The following is an 18904-nucleotide window of genomic DNA, read 5'->3' on the forward strand; positions in this document are numbered from 1 at the left end:
TATCTTAACACCCGCCCCCCAACCCGGGCCCCAACGGCGCGGGGGCCGCGGCCCGGGGGCGACCTGGCGGCCGGGGGGTGGGGGGGGGGGGGCGGCGCCCCCCCCCCCCCCCCCCCCCCGACTCACGTCGCTTCAGGCGACCCCCAGGTGCGGGCCCCATACAGCGCAGGGCCCCGGAACCGGCGCAGGGGTTCCGGGGCCCGGTCATTGGACGAGCCCTCCGGCCGTCCGCCGCAGCCGTCAGACGCGCCGCAGCACCGCGACGACCTTGCCCAGGATGGTCGCGTCGTCGCCGGGAATCGGCTCGTAGGCCGAGTTGTGGGGGAGGAGCCATACGTGGCCGTCCTCCCGCTTGAAGCGCTTGACGGTGGCCTCACCGTCGAGCATGGCGGCCACGATGTCGCCGTTCTCGGCGACCGGCTGGCGGCGGACGGTGACCCAGTCGCCGTCGCAGATCGCGGCCTCGATCATGGAGTCGCCGACGACCTTGAGGACGAAGAGCTCGCCGTCACCGACCAGCTGCCGGGGGAGCGGGAAGACGTCCTCCACCGACTCCTCGGCGAGGATCGGGCCACCGGCGGCGATGCGGCCGACCAGCGGGACGTACGACGCGGCCGGCTTGCCCGCGGTGTCGGTGGGCTGCACCGTCACCGCCTGGTCGGAGCCGCGCACTTCGTACGCGCGCGGTCGGTGCGGGTCGCGGCGCAGGAAGCCCTTGCGCTCCAGGGCCATCAGCTGGTGCGCTACGGAGGACGTGCTGGAGAGCCCGACGGCCTGGCCGATCTCCCGCATCGACGGCGGGTACCCCCGCCGCTGTACCGAGTCCCTGATGACCTCGATTACCCGGCGCTGCCGGTCGGTGAGTCCGGAGCTGTCCGCCCGGATGCCTGGAGGTCGGCCCGGCAGGGAACGCTTGTGTCCCTCGGGATTCGTGGCTTCGTTCATCGCGTGCACCGGCTCGAGTCGGCCCTGGGAGCGGTCCTGGGCGGTGATGGCGGCACTGTCTGCGGTGGTGGTCACGTCGGCCCCTCTCGATGGTCTCCCTGCTGCCCAACGGTAGTTGCTTTCGAAAGGTTGCGCCAAACACACGTTCGAGTGAAAAACTGCGATTCGCCTGGCGTGATCATGTGTCTGGGTGTATGGCTAACGTGCCACCTGGCGGACAAAAGGGCTCATTGTTGTACTCTTCGCCGCCGGGATGATGACCTTGTGGGTTGCGTCCCAGTCTGCCATCCGGAATCCCGTCAACCGGGTACCCGGGCCCCTTCTGCGCCGGAGTCCTACGGGGCCTCCGTGCGGCGCCCACGCTATCCCCGTATCCACCCCCGCGATACTTCTGCGACACGCGTGCGTGTTGATGTATGAGCCAATCCCTACATCTAGTGGTTGTATGGCTACAGCTGCCCACAAGTTGTGGTCCCCGGGGTCAGTGGTGCTTCTGTGATCCCCTATGCTTGTGGCTGCTCCGAGGGGCCCGAGAGTTCTCCTGGGGCTGTTCAGTCTGCTGTGAGGAGGGTTGAAGATCATGCACTGCCCCTTCTGCAGGCATCCCGACAGCCGCGTGGTCGACAGTCGTACGACCGACGACGGCACGTCGATCCGCAGGCGCCGCCAGTGTCCTGACTGCTCCCGTCGTTTCACGACCGTGGAGACGTGCTCGCTCATGGTGGTCAAGCGGTCCGGAGTCACCGAGCCTTTCAGCCGTACGAAGGTCATCAACGGCGTGCGCAAGGCATGCCAGGGACGGCCTGTCACCGAGGACGCACTCGCCCTGCTCGGCCAGCGGGTCGAGGAGGCGGTGCGGGCCACCGGAAGCGCCGAGCTGACCACCCATGACGTGGGGCTGGCCATACTCGGCCCGTTGCAGGAGCTCGACCTCGTCGCCTATCTGCGCTTCGCCTCCGTCTACCGGGCGTTCGACTCGCTCGAGGACTTCGAGGCCGCCATCGCGGAACTCAGGGAAGCGACGCGAGGCACCGCCGCGGCCGATGGCGACGCGGGAGCGGGGAGCAAGGAAGACGACCGCGGGCCCGGAGGGACGTCCCACGTCCCCGTGCCCGCCCACGCCGCCGACTGACCGGCGGGCCCGGAACCGGGCTTCAGACACCGGTTCCGGCAGGGACGGCGGCGACCGAAGACCTGTTGCGGGCGGCAGCGTGAGGGTGCCCGCGACACAAGACAGAACACCGTGCCACGGGAACATCGGGGCACTTCAGGGCGTTTTCGCCCGTACCAGGGAGGCGGCATGACAGAGACGGCGAGCGGTCCGGCACGAGGTTCCCGATCCAAGGGCGCCAAGGCCACCAAGGGACTGCGCATCGAGCGCATCCACACCACCCCCGGCGTGCACCCGTACGACGAGGTGAGCTGGGAGCGCCGTGACGTCGTCATGACCAACTGGCGCGACGGCTCGGTCAATTTCGAGCAGCGTGGCGTCGAGTTCCCGGACTTCTGGTCCGTGAACGCGGTCAACATCGTCACCAGCAAGTACTTCCGTGGTGCCGTCGGCACCCCGCAGCGCGAGACCAGCCTCAAGCAGCTGATCGACCGCATCGTGAAGACGTACCGGAAGGCCGGCGAGGACTACAAGTACTTCGCGTCGCCCGCCGACGCCGAGATCTTCGAGCACGAGCTGGCGTACGCCCTCCTGCACCAGATCTTCAGCTTCAACAGCCCCGTCTGGTTCAACGTGGGCACCCCGCAGCCCCAGCAGGTGTCCGCCTGCTTCATCCTGTCCGTCGACGACTCCATGGAGTCGATCCTCGACTGGTACAAGGAAGAGGGCATGATCTTCAAGGGCGGCTCCGGTGCCGGCCTGAACCTCTCCCGCATCCGCTCCTCCAAGGAGCTGCTGTCCTCCGGCGGCAACGCCTCCGGCCCCGTCTCCTTCATGCGCGGCGCCGACGCCTCCGCCGGAACGATCAAGTCCGGTGGCGCTACCCGCCGCGCCGCCAAGATGGTCATCCTGGATGTCGACCACCCCGACATCGAGGACTTCATCGAGACCAAGGTCAAGGAGGAGGAGAAGATCCGAGCCCTGCGTGACGCGGGCTTCGACATGGACCTCGGCGGCGAGGACATCACCTCCGTCCAGTACCAGAACGCCAACAACTCGGTCCGCGTGAACGACGAGTTCATGAAGGCGGTCGAGGCCGGCGGCACGTTCGGCCTGCGCGCGCGGATGACCGGCGAGGTCATCGAGGAGGTCGACGCCAAGTCCCTCTTCCGCAAGATGGCCGAGGCGGCCTGGGCCTGCGCCGACCCGGGCATCCAGTACGACGACACCATCAACCACTGGCACACCTGCCCGGAGTCCGGCCGCATCAACGGCTCGAACCCCTGCAGCGAGTACATGCACCTGGACAACACGTCCTGCAACCTCGCCTCGCTGAACCTGATGAAGTTCCTCAAGGACGACGGCAAGGGCCACCAGTCCTTCGAGGCCGAGCGCTTCGCCAAGGTCGTCGAGCTCGTCATCACCGCGATGGACATCTCCATCTGCTTCGCGGACTTCCCGACCCAGAAGATCGGCGAGAACACGCGCGCGTTCCGCCAGCTCGGCATCGGCTACGCCAACCTCGGCGCCCTGCTGATGGCGACCGGTCACGCCTACGACTCCGACGGCGGCCGGGCGCTGGCCGGTGCGGTCACCTCCCTCATGACCGGTACCGCGTACAGGCGCTCCGCCGAGCTCGCCGCGGTCGTCGGCGCGTACGACGGCTACGCCCGCAACGCCGACGCCCACAAGCGCGTCATGAAGCAGCACGCCGACGCCAACGCCGTGGCCGTCCGCATGGACGACCTGGACACCCCGGTCTGGGCCGCCGCCACGGAGGCCTGGCAGGACGTCCTGCGCCTCGGTGAGCAGAACGGTTTCCGTAACTCCCAGGCGTCCGTCATCGCCCCGACCGGCACCATCGGTCTGGCGATGTCCTGCGACACCACCGGCCTCGAGCCCGACCTCGCCCTGGTCAAGTTCAAGAAGCTGGTCGGCGGCGGCTCGATGCAGATCGTCAACGGCACCGTCCCGCAGGCCCTGCGCCGCCTGGGCTACCAGGAGGAGCAGATCGAGGCGATCGTCGCCCACATCGCCGATCACGGCAACGTGATCAACGCCCCGGGTCTCAAGCCCGAGCACTACGAGGTGTTCGACTGTGCCATGGGCGAGCGCGCCATCTCCCCGATGGGCCATGTCCGCATGATGGCCGCGATCCAGCCGTGGATCTCCGGCGCCCTGTCCAAGACGGTCAACATGCCGGAGTCGGCGACCGTCGAGGAGGTCGAGGAGATCTACTTCGAGGCCTGGAAGATGGGCATCAAGGCCCTCGCCATCTACCGTGACAACTGCAAGGTCGGCCAGCCGCTCTCCGCGAAGACCAAGGAGAAGGAGAAGGCCGAGGTCACGGAGAAGGCCGAGGCCACCATCCGTGAGGCGGTCGAGAAGGTCGTCGAGTACCGCCCGGTCCGCAAGCGCCTCCCGAAGGGCCGTCCCGGCATCACCACCTCCTTCACCGTCGGTGGCGCCGAGGGCTACATGACCGCCAACTCCTACCCGGACGACGGTCTCGGCGAGGTCTTCCTGAAGATGTCCAAGCAGGGCTCGACCCTCGCGGGCATGATGGACGCCTTCTCCATCGCGGTCTCCGTCGGCCTGCAGTACGGCGTGCCCCTGGAGACGTACGTCTCGAAGTTCACCAACATGCGCTTCGAGCCGGCCGGCATGACGGACGACCCGGACGTGCGGATGGCCCAGTCGATCGTCGACTACATCTTCCGCCGCCTGGCGCTGGACTTCCTGCCCTTCGAGACGCGCTCCGCGCTCGGCATCCACTCCGCCGAGGAGCGCCAGCGTCACCTCGAGACGGGTTCCTACGAGCCCACCGAGGAGGAGGTCGACGTCGAGGGCCTGGCCCAGTCGGCGCCCCGCCCAACCGACCTGAAGGCCGTCGCCACCCCGAAGGCCGAGTCCGAGGCGGCCAAGCCCGCCCCGAAGCAGGCCCACACCAGCGCCGAACTGGTGGAGATGCAGCTGGGTATCCAGGCGGACGCCCCGCTGTGCTTCTCCTGCGGCACGAAGATGCAGCGGGCCGGCTCCTGCTACATCTGCGAGGGCTGCGGCTCGACCAGCGGCTGCAGCTGATGACGGGAAGTTCCTGAAGCAAGGGGCGCCGGCCATGGGCCGGCGCCCCTTACCGTTGTCGTCAGGGCTGGTGCATCCTGCCCATGGACCTGGTGAAGGTCGCGGGGTCGTCCTCGAAGCCGCGGACGCCGGGGTGGAAGTTCCAGCCGCCGGACTCGTCGCGCACGAACTCCGCGACCGCCGCCGCCGTCGCCCCGAGCACCGAACCGAAGTCGTCCTCGGCCAGGACGTCGTAGCCCTCCCGGATGCGCACGGCCGGGTTCAGGACGCCGACGAAGGTCCGCTGCGCGGGGCGCTGCTGGATGACCACACCGACCACCACGCGCGTGTACCGGCTGTCGAGCCGGTCGAGTTCGAGGGTCATGACCTCGTCCCAGCCGAAGCCCTTGCCGTCCGGGCTGTCCCGGTCGAGAAAGATGGTGCCGTCGGGAGACCGGCTGTCGAAGTGCACCAGGTAGGCCGGAGCACCGTAGGGGTCACCGGCGACGAACGTCGCGGCGACGATGTCGAGATCGGTGGGCGGATGTCCCGCCGGACTCGGGTCCCACTTCAGTGCGACCTCCACTTTGCGGATCCCCTTGCTGAAACCGTTCACCAGCGTCCCCTTCCCCCTGGAGGCCCTCACCATCCCAACTCCCGGGTAGTGACGGTTCGTTGTCCATCGTGCCATGCGCATGGGGGCGTGTGCGGGGCGGTCTCCGCCGGAGCGTGACCGGCGCCACGTCCCGTGGCCTTACGATGGCGCGGTGCTGGTCAAGTGGATTCGCTGCACCGTGGTGGACCGCCGCGGCTTCGAGCGGGGGCAGCGAAAGTGGGCGGGGCTTCTGGGGGAGCCGGGTTTTCGGGGACAGGGCGGAGGATGGAGCCGACAGAGGCCCGGAGTGGCGCACATCTTCGCCTTCTGGGAGAGCCGTGCTTTCTACGACTCCTTCATGGCCCGCTCCCACGACCGGCTGGCGGCCTCCCAGTCCGGCACCTTCAAGGACATCCATGCCAAGCTGTTCGAGTACCGCTTCGATGTGAAGACCGGCTTCGAGCCGCGGTTCACGGACACCGACCTGATCCGCGTGGCCCTGTGCCGCATCCACGAGGAGCGCGTCGAGCACTTCACGCTCATGCAGGAGAAGGTCTGGAACCCGGCGATGGCCGGCTCACCCGGCATGATCCGCGGCATGTTCGCCGAGGCCCCCGGACACGAGTTTCTCGTGTTGTCCATGTGGCGGTCGGCCGCCGAGCACGGCAAGTACCGCACCGAACGGGTGGAACGCCTCGCCCTGCGCGCGCAGACCGAGGCGGACGTCGCGGCCCTCACCGGCGACATCGTGGAACTCGAACCGAGCTGGACGGTTTGACATCCCGACCCGCGAATCCTGTGTTCTCCTGTGGCCTGTCGTGCAGGATTCGTGTGACCTACGCCGTATGGAGCCCGTACGAGTCCTCGACCGGCCCTCACTCGATCTAGGGTTTCGGCATGGCACGACCACGGCGCATCGTCCTTGTCCGGCACGGCGAGTCAACCGGCAATGTTGATGACTCCGTGTACGAGCGGGAGCCCGACCACGCTCTCGCGCTGACCGAGCGGGGCCGGCGGCAGGCGGAGGAGACCGGCAGGACGCTCCGCGAGCTGTTCGGACGCGAACGCGTGAGCGTGTACGTGTCCCCCTACCGGCGTACACACGAGACGCTCCGCGCCTTCCACCTCGCCCCGGACCTCATACGCGTGCGCGAGGAGCCCCGGCTGCGCGAGCAGGACTGGGGGAACTGGCAGGACCGCGACGACGTACGCCTTCAGAAGGCGTACCGGGACGCGTACGGGCACTTCTTCTTCCGTTTCCCCCAGGGGGAGTCCGGCGCCGACGTGTACGACCGGGTCGGCGGCTTCCTGGAGAGCCTGTACCGCAGCTTCGAGGCCCCCGACCACCCGCCGAACGTGCTCCTGGTGACCCACGGACTGGCCATGCGGCTGTTCTGCATGCGCTGGTTCCACTGGACGGTCGCGGAGTTCGAGTCGCTCTCGAACCCCGGGAACGCCGAGATGCGCATGCTCGTTCTCGGGGACGACGGCAAGTACACCCTCGACCGGCCCTTCGAGCGCTGGCGGGACCCGGTGCCGCACTGGGTCAGCGGCTAGGCGTGCTCGGCCAAGAGGTTGGCAACGCGCGTCGGTAGTTGATCAAGAGAAGACCTCCGGGCGTGGAGTTGCCTGTCTTCACCACAACCCGGAGGTCTTGGCATACCGCCAGGTGTACGCCGGCAACGCCGAACGCGCACAGGTGCTGGCGCCGTGGCCGACCTCCTACCACACTCGACGCCGGCACACCGCGCTCGCAGGCCGGCTCCCGATCAGCCGACTGTCACCAAAGTCATGACCGCTACACCTAGCACCTGGCCTAGAGTGGCAGGGCGATGACCGCTGACTCCTCTTCCCCCGCGCGCCTGTGCCGCGCCCTGACCAGCCTGCGCGGACTCGCGGTGGCGGACGCGCTGGGCTCTCAGTTCTTCGTACCGGCGAACTACCCGCTGCTGCAGCGCCGCGAGCTGCCCGCCGGCCCGTGGCAGTGGACCGACGACACGGAAATGGCCTGCTCGGTGGTGGCGGTGCTGGCCGCCCACCACCGCATCGACCAGGACGCACTGGCCCACTCCTTCGCCCACCACCACGACTTCGACCGGGGCTACGGGCCGGCGGTCAACCGTTTGCTGCGTCTCGTCCGGGAGGGCGAGGACTGGCGCGAGCTGGCCGCCGGGCTCTTCAAGGGGCAGGGTTCCTGGGGCAACGGGGCTGCGATGCGGATCGCGCCCCTGGGCGCCTGGTACGCGGACGACCCGGAGCAGGCCACTCACCAGGCCGAGATCTCCGCGTACCCCACGCACCAGCACCGCGAGGCCGTCGTCGGCGCCATGGCCGTGGCCGCGGCGGCCGCACTGGCGGCGGCCCCTGGCGGCCCGCCCAGCCCCGAGGCGCTCCTCGACGGAGTCGTCGCCCTCGTCCCGAAGAGCGCCGTCGGCGCGGGCCTGCGGCGCGCCCGGGACATGCTGGACTACGGCGACGCGGCCACCGTCGCCGCCGTCCTGGGCTGCGGGCGGCGTACGAGCGCCCATGACACCGTCCCCTTCGCCCTCTGGTCGGCCGCACGGTCCCTCGGGGACTACGAGACGGCGTTCTGGACGACTGCCCAGGTCGGCGGCGACGTGGACACGAACTGCGCCATCGTCGGCGGTGTGCTCGCGGCCGGTAAGGCGGGGAATCCGCCCGCCGAGTGGGTGGAGCGTACGGAGACGCTGCCGGACTGGGTGCCCACGACCGCGTGACGCGTCCAACGGTCCGCTACCCGGCTCGACCGGTGACGCTTGGAAACTCTGCGTGCTCGACGGGAACTGTGCGTGACCATCGAGCGTTGTCCGGACAGTCGCCGTGCGAGCGAGAGGTGCGCACGGCCATCGGATCGGTCCGGCCGCAGGGGGTGGGATGTGTCGTACGTGCTTGGCGTGGGCCTTCTCGTGGTCTTCGCGCGGGCCCTTCTGCCCGCCCTGGGGACCGGAGTGCGGATGGCCGGCCCGGCGCCCTTGCCGTCTGTCTCCCGGGCTCGGTCCGGCCGTCCGCGGCCTGAGGTCTGTGCCCGCGCGGACTCGTCAGGGTCAGCCGATGCCCGGGCCCGCCGTGCCGGCGAGGGCATCCAGGTCGCTCTTGCGGACCCTGATCACCAGCGCGGCGGTGGCCAGCGCGAGCACGGCCATCGCGGCAGCGGGCACGAACGCGGCCGAGATGCCGTGGGCCAGCACCTCGTGCCCCCAGGAGGCGGGCAGCTGGTGCGTCCTGGCGAACTCCGCCTTCTCGCCCGGCGTGCCGTCGGCAAGGAACTGCGGCAGCTGCTTCTTCGCCTCGTCCTTGCTGGCCGAACCGAACACCGTGGTCAGGATCGACAGCCCCAGCGAACCACCCACCTGCTGCGTGACATTGAGCAGTCCGGACGCCGCGCCCGCCTCATGCTGGTCGACACCGGAGACCGCCGTGACCGTCGCCGTGACGAAGTTCAGGCCCATGCCGAAGCCGAAGACCAGCATCGGTCCCAGCACTCCGCCGAGGTACGAGCTGTCGGGGCTGATGAAGGTCTGCCAGACGAGCCCGGCCACCACGAGTGTCGAGCCCACCGTCATGAACGGCTTGGGGCCGAGGGAGGGCAGGAACCGCTGCGACAGCCCGGCGCCGAAGGCGATCGCGACCGTCACGGGGAGGAAGGCCACACCGGCCTTGATCGGGCTGTAGCCCAGCACGTTCTGCACGAACAGGACGATGTAGAAGAACATGCCGAACATCGCAGCGGCCAGGCTCAGCATGATCACGTACGTCCCCGACCGGTTGCGGTCGGTGAACATCCTCAGCGGAGTGATCGGCTCCTTGGCACGCCTCTCGGTGAAGCCGAAGGCCAGCAGCAGGACCACCGCGGCGCCGAAGGACCCGATGGTCAGACGGTCGCGCCAGCCCTCCTCCGAGGCCCGGATGAAGCCGTACACGAGCGATGCCATGCCGGCCGTGGAGGTCAGCGCGCCCGCGATGTCGAAGCGCCCGGGATGCCGCTCGGACTCGTTGATGTAGAGGGGCGTGAGCGAGGCGATCAGCACGCCGATCGGCACGTTGACGAAGAGCACCCAGCGCCAGTCGAGCCACTCGGTGAGCATGCCGCCCGCGAGCAGGCCGATCGCACCGCCACCCGCCGAGACCGCGGCGAAGACGCCGAACGCCCGGTTCCGCTCGGGGCCTTCGGGGAACGTGGTGGTGATGAGCGCCAGCGAGGTCGGCGACGCGATCGCGCCACCCATGCCCTGCAGGGCCCGCGCGGCCAGCAGTTGCCAGGGTTCCTGGGCGAGACCGCCGAGCAGCGAGGCGAAGGTGAACAGCAGGATGCCGGTCATGAACACCCGGCGCCGGCCGAGGATGTCACCGGCGCGCGCACCGAGCAGCAGCAGGCCGCCGAAGGTGAGCGTGTAGGCGCTGACCACCCAGGTGAGGTCCGTGGTGCTGAACTTGAGCGCGTCTTGAATGTGCGGAAGAGCGATGTTCACAATCGTCGCGTCGAGTACCACCATGAGCTGGCAGGCCGCGATGACGGTGAGCGCGATGCCGGGATGCCCCTCCCGGCGGGCTGCTTTTGGCTTGTCGTCCTGGATCAGTTGAGAGGTTGTCACCTTGGGTCCCCCACAAAGCCGTTAGTGAACGATCGCGTTCACTGTCGCGTCAACGGTAGTGAGTCCCTGATAGAGAACGCAAGCGTTCACTTAACTTGTCGCCGCACCGCGTCCCCCCTTGCTGCCGTGCGGCGCCTCCCCCTGTTGCTCACGTCCCCGCTCCCCTGCTCACTGGAGAAACACACATGGTCACCTCGCGCTGGACGGCCGCTCCCGCTCAGACGGCCTCCCCCCGGCGGCGCGGCGCCGTACTCGAACGGGCGATCCTGGACGCCGCGCTGGAACAGCTCAGTACGGTCGGCTGGAACGGCCTCACGATGGAAGGCGTCGCCGCCGGCGCGCAGACCGGCAAGGCGGCGGTCTACCGGCGTTGGCCCTCCAAGGAGGATCTCGTCGTGAACGCGCTGCGGGCCGGACTGCCGCGCCTCGAAGAGGCACCCGACCTCGGCAGCGTGCGCGAGGACCTGCTCACGCTGTGCCGTCAGGCCCGCCGGACCATGTTCTCCCGCTCGGGTTTCGCACTGCGCGCGGTGATTCACGAATGCGATCCCGCACAGGCCGAGCGCTTCCATGGCGTGATCTTCGACGGTGTCGTGGAGCCGACTGTCAGGCTGCTGCGTGAGGTCATCACCCGCGGGATAAAGCGAGGCGAGGTGCGTCCAGACGCGGCGAACAGCTATGTCTTCGATGCTATTCCGGCGATGATGATGTACCGCTCGAAGGTTGGCGGTAGCGAATGGGCCGACCGGGATCTGGAGGAGATGATCGACCAGCTGATGCTCCCGCTGCTGCGGCCGAACGGCACCTGATCCCGCGCCGGGACGGCCTCCCCGCCGCTTGGGCAGCCGGGGTGTCGCGCGCCGATCCCGGCGGCGTACGCTAAGGGCGCCATGCCGTACGAACCACCTACTCACACCGTCGAGCGCTCCCTCCGCGCCACGACCGGAGCGAAGGTCATTGCCGGTGTCGACGAGGTGGGGCGCGGCGCGTGGGCCGGGCCCGTGACCGTCTGCGCGGCGATCACCGGCCTTCGCCGCCCGCCCGAGGGCCTCACCGACTCCAAGCTGCTCACCATCAAGCGGCGCACACAGCTCGCCGAGACGCTGCGGACGTGGGTGACGGCCTACTCCCTGGGACACGCCTCCCCGGAGGAGATCGACGATCTGGGGATGACGGCCGCGCTGCGGCTCGCCGCGGGCCGGGCTCTCGAAGCCCTCCCCGTCCGTCCCGAAGCCGTCATCCTCGACGGCAAGCACGACTACCTCGGCGCCCCTTGGAGGGTGCGCACGGTGATCAAGGGGGACCGGTCGTGCGTGGCCGTCGCGGCGGCGTCGGTGATAGCCAAGGTTCAGCGCGACAAAATGATGGCCGAACTGGGCATCGACCATGCAGACTTCGGTTTTGCGGACAACGCCGGGTATCCGTCGCCCGTGCACAAGGCCGCACTGGAGGAGCGGGGCCCCACCCCGTACCACCGGTTGTCGTGGGCGTATCTTGATGCGCTGCCCCAGTGGCGGCACCTCAAGAAGGTCCGCAGCTGGGCGGATGGAAGCGTTCCGCAAATCGAGGGTCAGCTCGGCTTCGATTTCTGACGATTCCGCTCGCACTGATGTGCCACCCGGTCGCGCGAGCCGCACCAACGTTTGATAAATATCAGCTCATGCCTCTCATTCCCGAGGAGCCTCAGATTCACGAGAGTGCCCAGGGTCCCCGCGCCACTCCGGCCAGCGGCCGCACCGCGCCGACCCCCCGCCCCGTACCCGGCCCCCGTCCCGCGGCTCCGTCGCGTCCCGGTCGTCCCGGCCCTCTCCGGCCCGCGCCGCCGGTGCAACGCACGCCGCGTGACACGGCCACCGTCAAGCCGGGCCCGTCGGGCCCGGCCCCTGCCGCCGCCACCGCGGCGACCCCGCAGATCCAGCTGATCCCCGCCTCCGCCGAGGGCGCCCTCGACGCCGCCGAGGAAGCAGTGGACCTGCTCCTGGAATCGGGTCGTGCCCCCGGTGACGTGCTGGTGATCACCACCGGTGAACCGCACCCGTGGGCCGCCCACGAACTGTCCTTCGGTGACGCCTCCTACTGGGCGCAGCACGACGCGGGCGACGACGTGTTCTACGCCGGCGCCGCCGTGGCCTCCCGTGCCGCGTCGCGCCCCGTGGTCGTCGTCGCCGTCAACGGCGGTTCGGACGCCGCTGCCGCCACGGCTCTCCCGCTGGCCCACGCGCGGGCCGGTGCCCTGCTGATCGTCTGCGGCGACCCGCAGCAGATCAACTCGGTGCTGGGCGCGGGCGTCTGATCCGCGTCCGGCCCGTCCGGGGGCGCCGTAGGTGACGATGGTGCCGCTGCGGCGGTACCTGCACCGGTGCGGCATTCGGCGTGCCCGCGTACCGGGCGCCGGGCGGCGCGCGCCGAGCCGGTCCGACGGTGCGCGGTCTCGCGTGCGGGTGTCTGTGCGCGGTGCGGCCTCCCCGTGGCCGTCGTACGACCCTCCCTGGCGCCGTACTCGATCAGCGGCCGGTGAACGAACGGGCCGCGGTCGTGCGCCACGCGGCGGGTGCCGTAACCACTCCTGCGCGCGTACGGCCCTGTCTCAGCGGGCCGCCGCCCGGCGCAGGACCTCCGAGGCGGCGCCGCCGGTGCGGGGCGGCGGGGGCGGGGATTCCGAGGTGGCGAAGGGTTCCGGCGGCGAGTCCATGTTCGGGCGGCGACCGCCGCGGCCTTCGCCGAGCACCTGCCAGCCGTCCCGGGTCAGCGTGATGTACGCCCCGCAACGCAGCCCGTGCAGGGTGCAGGCGTCACGCAGCCCCCACATCCACGCGCCGTCCTCCTCCGTCCAACGCGCGTCCCCCTCGCGGCAGTAGAGCAGCACGGCGGTGCGCACCGGGGTGCGGCGACGCAGGTCGTGCGGAATGACCCGGCGGAGCTGCGCCAGCAGCGCGTTGCGGAACATCCAGCCGTCGGCAGGCGCCGGGCGGCGGGTGAACGAGGCGCTGGCCCGTAGCCGCTCGTCCGGGTCCAGGACGGCCACGATCGCCGTGGCCGGCTTGGGAAGGTGCCGGGCGTGCAGGCCGCTGACGACCTCGCGCGGATTGCGCAGCAACGGGATGCCGGCGGCGGCCCATTCCGCGGGCTCGAGCAGGCGACTGGCGGAAGCGGCGGACGCGGACGTCGACAGCGATACCGCCGAGGCCGGAGCGAATCCGAAGGTCACGTTCCTCCCTTCGGCTACGCGCCCACACAGCGGGCGGGGTCGGATTTCGGGGGAGCGCGCACCGCAACGAAGCCCAACCGGGTCATGGACGAGCCGTGCGGGAGCGGACTTCAATTCTTCCTGTCGAACTTGGATGCGGCAACGAGCAATTGGGGCCACCGACTGTTATCTGGTGGTGCGTGGCTTATATCCCTACCCGGTGGTTCGCCCGGCGACGCGCGGGGCGGCCGGTCAGCCGCGAACGGCGAGGACGAGCGGCCACACCCCTGATCGTCGAGGTGAGCTGCGTGTCACTTGGGGTGAGTGGCCGATTGTCCGGGTCATCGGGTTGCATGGGGGCATGGACAACCTGGAGCTCCGCACCGAAGCCGACGCCATACTCGCCGAGCTCGTCGGTGACCCCGGGGGTTCGGCGCGGCTGCGGGAGGACCAGTGGCAGGCGGTGGCGGCTCTTGTGGAGGAGCGCCGGCGTGCCCTGGTGGTACAGCGCACCGGCTGGGGCAAGTCGGCGGTGTACTTCGTCGCCACCGCTCTGCTGCGTCGACGCGGCTCCGGCCCCACGGTGATCGTCTCGCCGCTGCTGGCGCTGATGCGCAACCAGGTCGAGTCGGCGGCGCGGGCCGGTATCCGGGCACGCACGATCAACTCGGCCAATCCGGAGGAGTGGGACGCCGTCTACGGGGAGGTCGAGCGCGGCGAGACCGACGTTCTCCTCGTAAGTCCGGAACGCCTCAATTCTGTGGATTTTCGCGATCAGGTGCTGCCCAGGCTCGCGGCCACGACCGGTCTGCTGGTGGTCGACGAGGCGCACTGCATCTCCGACTGGGGACACGACTTCCGCCCCGACTACCGCCGGCTGCGGGCGATGCTGGCCGAGCTGCCCGCCGGGGTGCCGGTGCTGGCCACCACGGCGACCGCCAACGCCCGGGTGACGGCCGATGTGGCCGAGCAGCTGGGTACCGGTGCCGGCGAGGCACTGGTGCTGCGTGGCCCGCTTGAGAGGGAGAGCCTGCGGCTGGGTGTGGTCCGGCTGCCGGACGCCGCGCACCGCCTGGCCTGGCTCGCCGAGCACCTGGACGAGCTGCCGGGCTCCGGGATCATCTACACACTGACGGTGGCCGCGGCCGAGGAGGCCACCGCCTTCCTGCGGCAGCGCGGCTTTCCGGTGGCCTCCTACAGCGGGCGCACGGAGAACGCCGACCGGCTGCAGGCCGAGTCCGACCTGCTGGAGAACCGGGTCAAGGCGCTGGTCGCGACGTCGGCGCTGGGCATGGGCTTCGACAAGCCGGACCTGGGCTTCGTGGTGCACCTGGGTTCACCGTCCTCACCGATCGCCTACTACCAGCAGGTGGGGCGCGCGGGCCGTGGTGTGGCCCATGCCGACGTACTGCTGCTGCCGGGCAAGGAGGACGAGGCGATCTGGCGCTACTTCGCCGACACCGCGTTCCCGCCCGAGGCGCAGGTCCGCCAGACCCTCTCGGCCCTCGCCGAAGCGGGACGGCCGCTGTCCGTGCCGGCTCTGGAAGCCCTGGTCGACCTCCGGCGGACCCGGCTGGAGACCATGCTCAAGGTGCTCGACGTGGACGGGGCGGTCAAACGGGTGAAGGGCGGTTGGATCTCCACCGGCGAGCGGTGGGTCTACGACTCCGAGCGGTACGCCTGGGTCGCTCGGCAGCGGGCGGCCGAGCAGCAGGCCATGCGCGACTACGTGAGCACCTCCGGGTGCCGGATGGAGTTCCTGCGCCGGCAGCTGGACGACGAGGGGGCGACCCCGTGCGGCCGTTGCGACAACTGCGCGGGAGCCTGGGCCGATTCCTCCGTCTCGGCGGAGACGCTGACGGGAGCGGCGAAGGAACTGGACCGCCCGGGGGTGGAGGTCGAGCCGCGCCGGATGTGGCCGACGGGGATGCCCGCGCTGGGCATCGACCTCAAGGGGCGTATCCCGGCCAAGGAGCAGTGCTCCACCGGGCGTGCCCTGGGGCGGCTCTCGGACATCGGCTGGGGGAACCGGCTGCGCCCGCTGCTGGCGGAGAACGCGCCCGACGGGCCGGTCCCCGACGATGTCCTGCGGGCCGCGGTGGCGGTCCTCGCCGACTGGGCGCGCTCCCCGGGGGGCTGGGCGCCGAATGTCCCGGACTCCTCGGCCCGGCCGGTGGGAGTCGTCGCCGTGCCGTCCCAGACCCGCCCGCAACTGGTCGGTTCCCTCGCCCAGGGAATCGCCACCGTCGGCCGCCTCCCCTTCCTGGGCACCCTGACGTACACCGGGCCGAGTGGCGCGCATGCGGCACGCCGCAGCAACTCCGCCCAACGCCTCAGGGCGCTGTCCGGCGCCTTCACCGTCTCCGAGGAGCTGGCCGGGGCACTGGCGCGCTGTCCGGGACCCGTCCTGCTCGTGGACGACTACACCGACTCCGGCTGGACGCTCGCAGTCGCGGCCCGCCTGCTCCGCCAGGCAGGCAGCGAAGGAGTCCTTCCGTTGGTCCTCGCCGCGGCAGGCTGAGTTTCCCGGCCGTTCGTCCCGCGTCGGGCTCCGGGAGCTGGGGCCCTACTGGACGAGCTCCCAGTCCTGCGAGCCGTCCGTGGCCGCGTTCTACGAGGTCAGTGGCGCTCCGTCGGAGGCACCGGCCAGGTACGGGTCCGTGTTCTTGACCGCCTGCAGTTTGTAGAGCCCGTCGCTTGTCCTGACGAGGTTCCAGCTGCCTCCAGCTGCCGGAAGTGCTGTTGTCGACCCACTGGCCGATCTTCTGGCCGGCCGTGGCGTTCCCCGTCCAGAGGGCTGCCGCGCGCCCGCCGGACTTGTTCAGCAGCGTCACGCCGCCGTTCGGCTCGGTCACCACGTGCCCGTACTGGGTGTCCGGGTTCGCCGCCGAGCCGGGCTCCTCCAGGACCACGCCGGGAACGTCTCCGTTGCCGATTTTCGCGTCGCCGGTCTTGTTTCCGGTGCCGATGACCTGGTCGGTCTTGCGGTTGACGAGCTGGTGGTAGGCGCCGTCCGAGGGCCGAGACCGACCTCGGCGTACGCGAGCGTCGAGGTGCCCTGGTTGTTGAGGATCGCGATGCCGCGGGTGCCCTCGACGTACTGCAGGTCGCGGCTGTAGCCGGCCCGCGAGGTCGTCTGGTACTCCTTCCGTGCCGTCGCTGCGTCCGCTCTCGTTGACCCGGACGTCGCCGCTGCCGGTGGCGTTGTACACGAGCTGCCCCCGGGAAGCCTGATGACGACCGGACTGCCGCCTGCCGCGAGACGGTCGGAACCGGCGGCGACCGGCAGTGAGGTGACGCCGTCGTCGGTGGGGGAGCCGGCAAAGCACTTCAACGGGTCGTCGGCGATCCGGTACCTGGTGTTGGCTCCGTCGCGCCAGTACTCGTAGGACAGGAGCCACTGGCGTCCGTGGTCCGGAGGACGTTCGCCATGCCCGGCCGGCCGGCCGCCTCCGATCTCCGTCTTGCCGCCGCCCATGTCCCGGGCCGGTCCGGCGATGTCGACGACGGCCGCTCCACGTCGCGCTGCGGCCGTCCCAGGTTTTGTGGGCGAGGATCTGGCCGTGCGAGTCGGGGGCGGTTTCGTTCGCGGGGTCTGGGTCGGGACGCCGGTGTTCGGATCGAAGCCGGTGTAGTCGTTCTCGTCGGAGTAGTAGCAGACGAGCTTGCCCTTGTAGACCATCAGGTACGGGTCACAGAGGGGACCTGCTTGTCCGTGTTCGCGGCCGTCCGTCCTCCTGGGGAGCTGCCGGCTCGCCGGCGAGGTCAGTTGACCCAGTCGTTGGTCATGCCGACGACGGCGGAGCCGTCGAGGTCGGCGAGCTTGGCGCCGACGAACTCCCGCGCCCAGCCGGAGGTCTGGATCCGGAAGGCAGGCCTCTCGGCGGACAGCGCCTCGAGGATCGGGGCGGCGGCCTCTGCGGGGGTCTGGGCGCTGCCGAAGGACTTCAGGGTGCGGTTGATGTAGGCCTGGAGCGCCGGGGCGTAGGGACCGGCGGCGTTCAGCAACGCGGGCACGTCAAGGCCGACATTGGCGACGAACTCACTGGCCACGGCGCCGGGTTCGACCACCGCGACGTCGACACCGACCGTCGCGGCGACCGGGGCGAGGGACTCCATGAAGCCTTCGACCGCGAATTTGGCGGCACAGTAGGCCTCGTTGAAGGGCTGTCCGACCACTCCGCCGACGCTGGTCACGGTGATGAGGCGGCCACGTGCGGCACGCAGGTGTGGCAGGGCCGCGCGGGTGACGTTGACGACACCGAAGAAGTTCACCTCCATGGCGGCCCGGACCTCCTCGACGGTGCCCTGCTCGATGGTGCCGACCTGTCCGACCCCAGCGTTGTTGACCAGCGCGTCGAGGCGGCCGAACTCGGCGATGACCTCGTGGATGCAGGCCGCCACCGTCTCGGGATCGACCACGTCGAGGCGTTTGACGTGGACCCGGTCGCTGATGCCCGCCTCGGCGGCGGCTTCCCGCAGGGCGTCGGCCTTACGGGGGTCGCGCATGGTGGCGACCGTCGTCCAACCTGCCTGTGCGCAGGCCACGGCGGCGGCCAGTCCGATGCCGGAGGAGGCACCGGTGATCAGGACGATCTTGTCGGAGGCTGCGGGAGCGGTCATCGGTTTCTCTTCTCTCGGGTACCAGCGGCGCGTTGCGTGCGTGCACACACACCATATCTTCGTGTGCGTGCGCACGCAAATAAGGTAGGCTGCGGGCATGAGCGGCGACGACATCACCCTGGGGGAACTCTCCGACCGGGACCACGCGTTCTACGGCCTCGTGTGGGCCGGCACCACCCTGACCACCCGGGTGGACCATGCGCTGGTGCGCGCGCATGACCTGCCGTTGTCCTGGTTCGAGGTCATGCTCTGGCTGCACGCACAGCGGGAGCCCGTCGCGCCCTCCGCGCTCGGAGCGAAGACGCTGCTCAGCCGAAGCCAGGTGTCCCGGGTGGTCGATGCGCTCCAGGCTCGCGGTCTGATCGAGCGCGTCCCGTCGCCCACCGACGCCCGCTCCGTGCGCATCGCCCTCACGTCCGACGGCCGACGGGCCTTCGCCGAGGCCGACGCCACGCGCCGCCGGGCACTGGCCGAGGTCTTCGACGGCCTCCTGGACGACGCGGACATCGACGCCCTCAACACCGTCTGGGCCAAACTCAAGCGCACGTCTTCCCAGGAGGGCCGAAAGGCCCTCGGGAAGTAGGACGGCTGCGTTCGTCCACGATGTTCCGCCACTGCACTCCATGGCACCCCGCCGTCCGGGCAGTTGGACGTGCGGCCGGCGCGCTCCTTGACGACGCGGACGCCAGCGGCCTGGACGCCGGGGTAACCGTGCGGTGGCCGGCGTCAGCCGCTCCATGTCGTTGACCCCGGGCGATGGGTGACGG

General features: G+C 70.0%; 15 protein-coding genes. 10 read left to right on the top strand and 5 right to left on the bottom strand.

Annotated elements, in window-relative coordinates; genetic code table 11:
• Window positions 1-240: 240 nt before the first annotated feature.
• A complete protein-coding gene (gene lexA / locus ACIBBH_RS27680; protein WP_399409102.1) occupies window positions 241-1020 on the bottom strand; it encodes a transcriptional repressor LexA in 780 nt (259 codons plus the stop codon).
• Between the two features lie 505 nt (window positions 1021-1525).
• Here lexA and nrdR point away from each other — a divergent pair.
• Together nrdR and ACIBBH_RS27690 are read left to right on the top strand one after the other, a co-directional pair.
• Window positions 1526-2077 (top strand): transcriptional regulator NrdR, encoded by a 552-nt coding sequence (nrdR, locus tag ACIBBH_RS27685; RefSeq protein ID WP_399409104.1) that lies wholly within the window; start codon window positions 1526-1528, stop codon window positions 2075-2077.
• Between the two features lie 168 nt (window positions 2078-2245).
• Entirely contained in the window at window positions 2246-5140 is a 2895-nt protein-coding gene (locus ACIBBH_RS27690) for a vitamin B12-dependent ribonucleotide reductase (protein ID WP_399409106.1), read from the top strand.
• A 61-nt stretch (window positions 5141-5201) separates the two neighbouring features.
• On the opposite strand, the gene ACIBBH_RS27695 is transcribed toward ACIBBH_RS27690, so the two are convergent.
• Window positions 5202-5768 (bottom strand): TerD family protein, encoded by a 567-nt coding sequence (locus tag ACIBBH_RS27695; RefSeq protein WP_399409108.1) that lies wholly within the window; start codon window positions 5766-5768, stop codon window positions 5202-5204.
• A gap of 118 nt (window positions 5769-5886) precedes the next feature.
• Between ACIBBH_RS27695 and ACIBBH_RS27700 the strand changes: the two genes are divergently transcribed.
• The 3 genes from ACIBBH_RS27700 to ACIBBH_RS27710 all read left to right on the top strand — a co-directional run bounded on the left by ACIBBH_RS27700 (window position 5887) and on the right by ACIBBH_RS27710 (window position 8452).
• The gene (locus tag ACIBBH_RS27700) at window positions 5887-6492 is read left to right on the top strand and encodes a YdbC family protein (RefSeq protein WP_399409110.1); all 606 of its coding nucleotides are present in this window, start codon (window positions 5887-5889) and stop codon (window positions 6490-6492) included.
• Window positions 6493-6611: 119 nt separating this feature from the next.
• Window positions 6612-7271: a histidine phosphatase family protein gene (locus ACIBBH_RS27705; protein WP_399409112.1), complete on the top strand. Its 660-nt coding sequence runs from the start codon at window positions 6612-6614 to the stop codon at window positions 7269-7271.
• A gap of 275 nt (window positions 7272-7546) precedes the next feature.
• Window positions 7547-8452, top strand: a complete 906-nt coding sequence (locus ACIBBH_RS27710; RefSeq protein WP_399409114.1) for an ADP-ribosylglycohydrolase family protein — start codon at window positions 7547-7549, stop codon at window positions 8450-8452.
• A 327-nt stretch (window positions 8453-8779) separates the two neighbouring features.
• Here the strand turns inward: ACIBBH_RS27710 and ACIBBH_RS27715 are convergent, their stop codons facing one another.
• Window positions 8780-10327, bottom strand: coding sequence for an MFS transporter (locus ACIBBH_RS27715; protein WP_399409116.1), 1548 nt, complete (start codon window positions 10325-10327; stop codon window positions 8780-8782).
• Between the two features lie 185 nt (window positions 10328-10512).
• Here ACIBBH_RS27715 and ACIBBH_RS27720 point away from each other — a divergent pair, with 185 nt between their 5' ends.
• From ACIBBH_RS27720 to ACIBBH_RS27730, 3 genes are all read left to right on the top strand, one after another.
• Window positions 10513-11136 (top strand): TetR/AcrR family transcriptional regulator, encoded by a 624-nt coding sequence (locus ACIBBH_RS27720; protein WP_399409118.1) that lies wholly within the window; start codon window positions 10513-10515, stop codon window positions 11134-11136.
• A gap of 81 nt (window positions 11137-11217) precedes the next feature.
• Window positions 11218-11919, top strand: coding sequence for a ribonuclease HII (locus ACIBBH_RS27725; protein WP_399409119.1), 702 nt, complete (start codon window positions 11218-11220; stop codon window positions 11917-11919).
• Between the two features lie 68 nt (window positions 11920-11987).
• Complete coding sequence (locus ACIBBH_RS27730; protein WP_399409121.1) at window positions 11988-12620, top strand: hypothetical protein; 633 nt, start codon at window positions 11988-11990, stop codon at window positions 12618-12620.
• Window positions 12621-12914: 294 nt separating this feature from the next.
• Here ACIBBH_RS27730 and ACIBBH_RS27735 read toward each other — a convergent pair whose 3' ends face one another.
• A complete protein-coding gene (locus ACIBBH_RS27735) occupies window positions 12915-13535 on the bottom strand; it encodes a hypothetical protein (protein ID WP_399409122.1) in 621 nt (206 codons plus the stop codon).
• Between the two features lie 340 nt (window positions 13536-13875).
• Between ACIBBH_RS27735 and ACIBBH_RS27740 the strand changes: the two genes are divergently transcribed.
• Window positions 13876-16035 carry a DEAD/DEAH box helicase gene (locus ACIBBH_RS27740; RefSeq protein ID WP_399409124.1) on the top strand — a complete coding sequence of 720 codons (2160 nt, stop codon included), beginning with the start codon at window positions 13876-13878 and terminating at the stop codon, window positions 16033-16035.
• Window positions 16036-17279: 1244 nt separating this feature from the next.
• On the opposite strand, the gene ACIBBH_RS27745 is transcribed toward ACIBBH_RS27740, so the two are convergent.
• Window positions 17280-18137 carry an SDR family oxidoreductase gene (locus ACIBBH_RS27745; protein WP_399409126.1) on the bottom strand — a complete coding sequence of 286 codons (858 nt, stop codon included), beginning with the start codon at window positions 18135-18137 and terminating at the stop codon, window positions 17280-17282.
• 97 nt (window positions 18138-18234) lie between these two features.
• On the opposite strand from ACIBBH_RS27745, the gene ACIBBH_RS27750 reads away from it, so the two are divergent.
• Window positions 18235-18720 carry a MarR family winged helix-turn-helix transcriptional regulator gene (locus ACIBBH_RS27750; protein WP_399409128.1) on the top strand — a complete coding sequence of 162 codons (486 nt, stop codon included), beginning with the start codon at window positions 18235-18237 and terminating at the stop codon, window positions 18718-18720.
• Window positions 18721-18904 lie beyond the last annotated feature (184 nt).

It is taken from the genome of Streptomyces sp. NPDC051636 (assembly GCF_044453765.1).
Classification (GTDB): Bacteria; Actinomycetota; Actinomycetes; order Streptomycetales; family Streptomycetaceae; genus Streptomyces.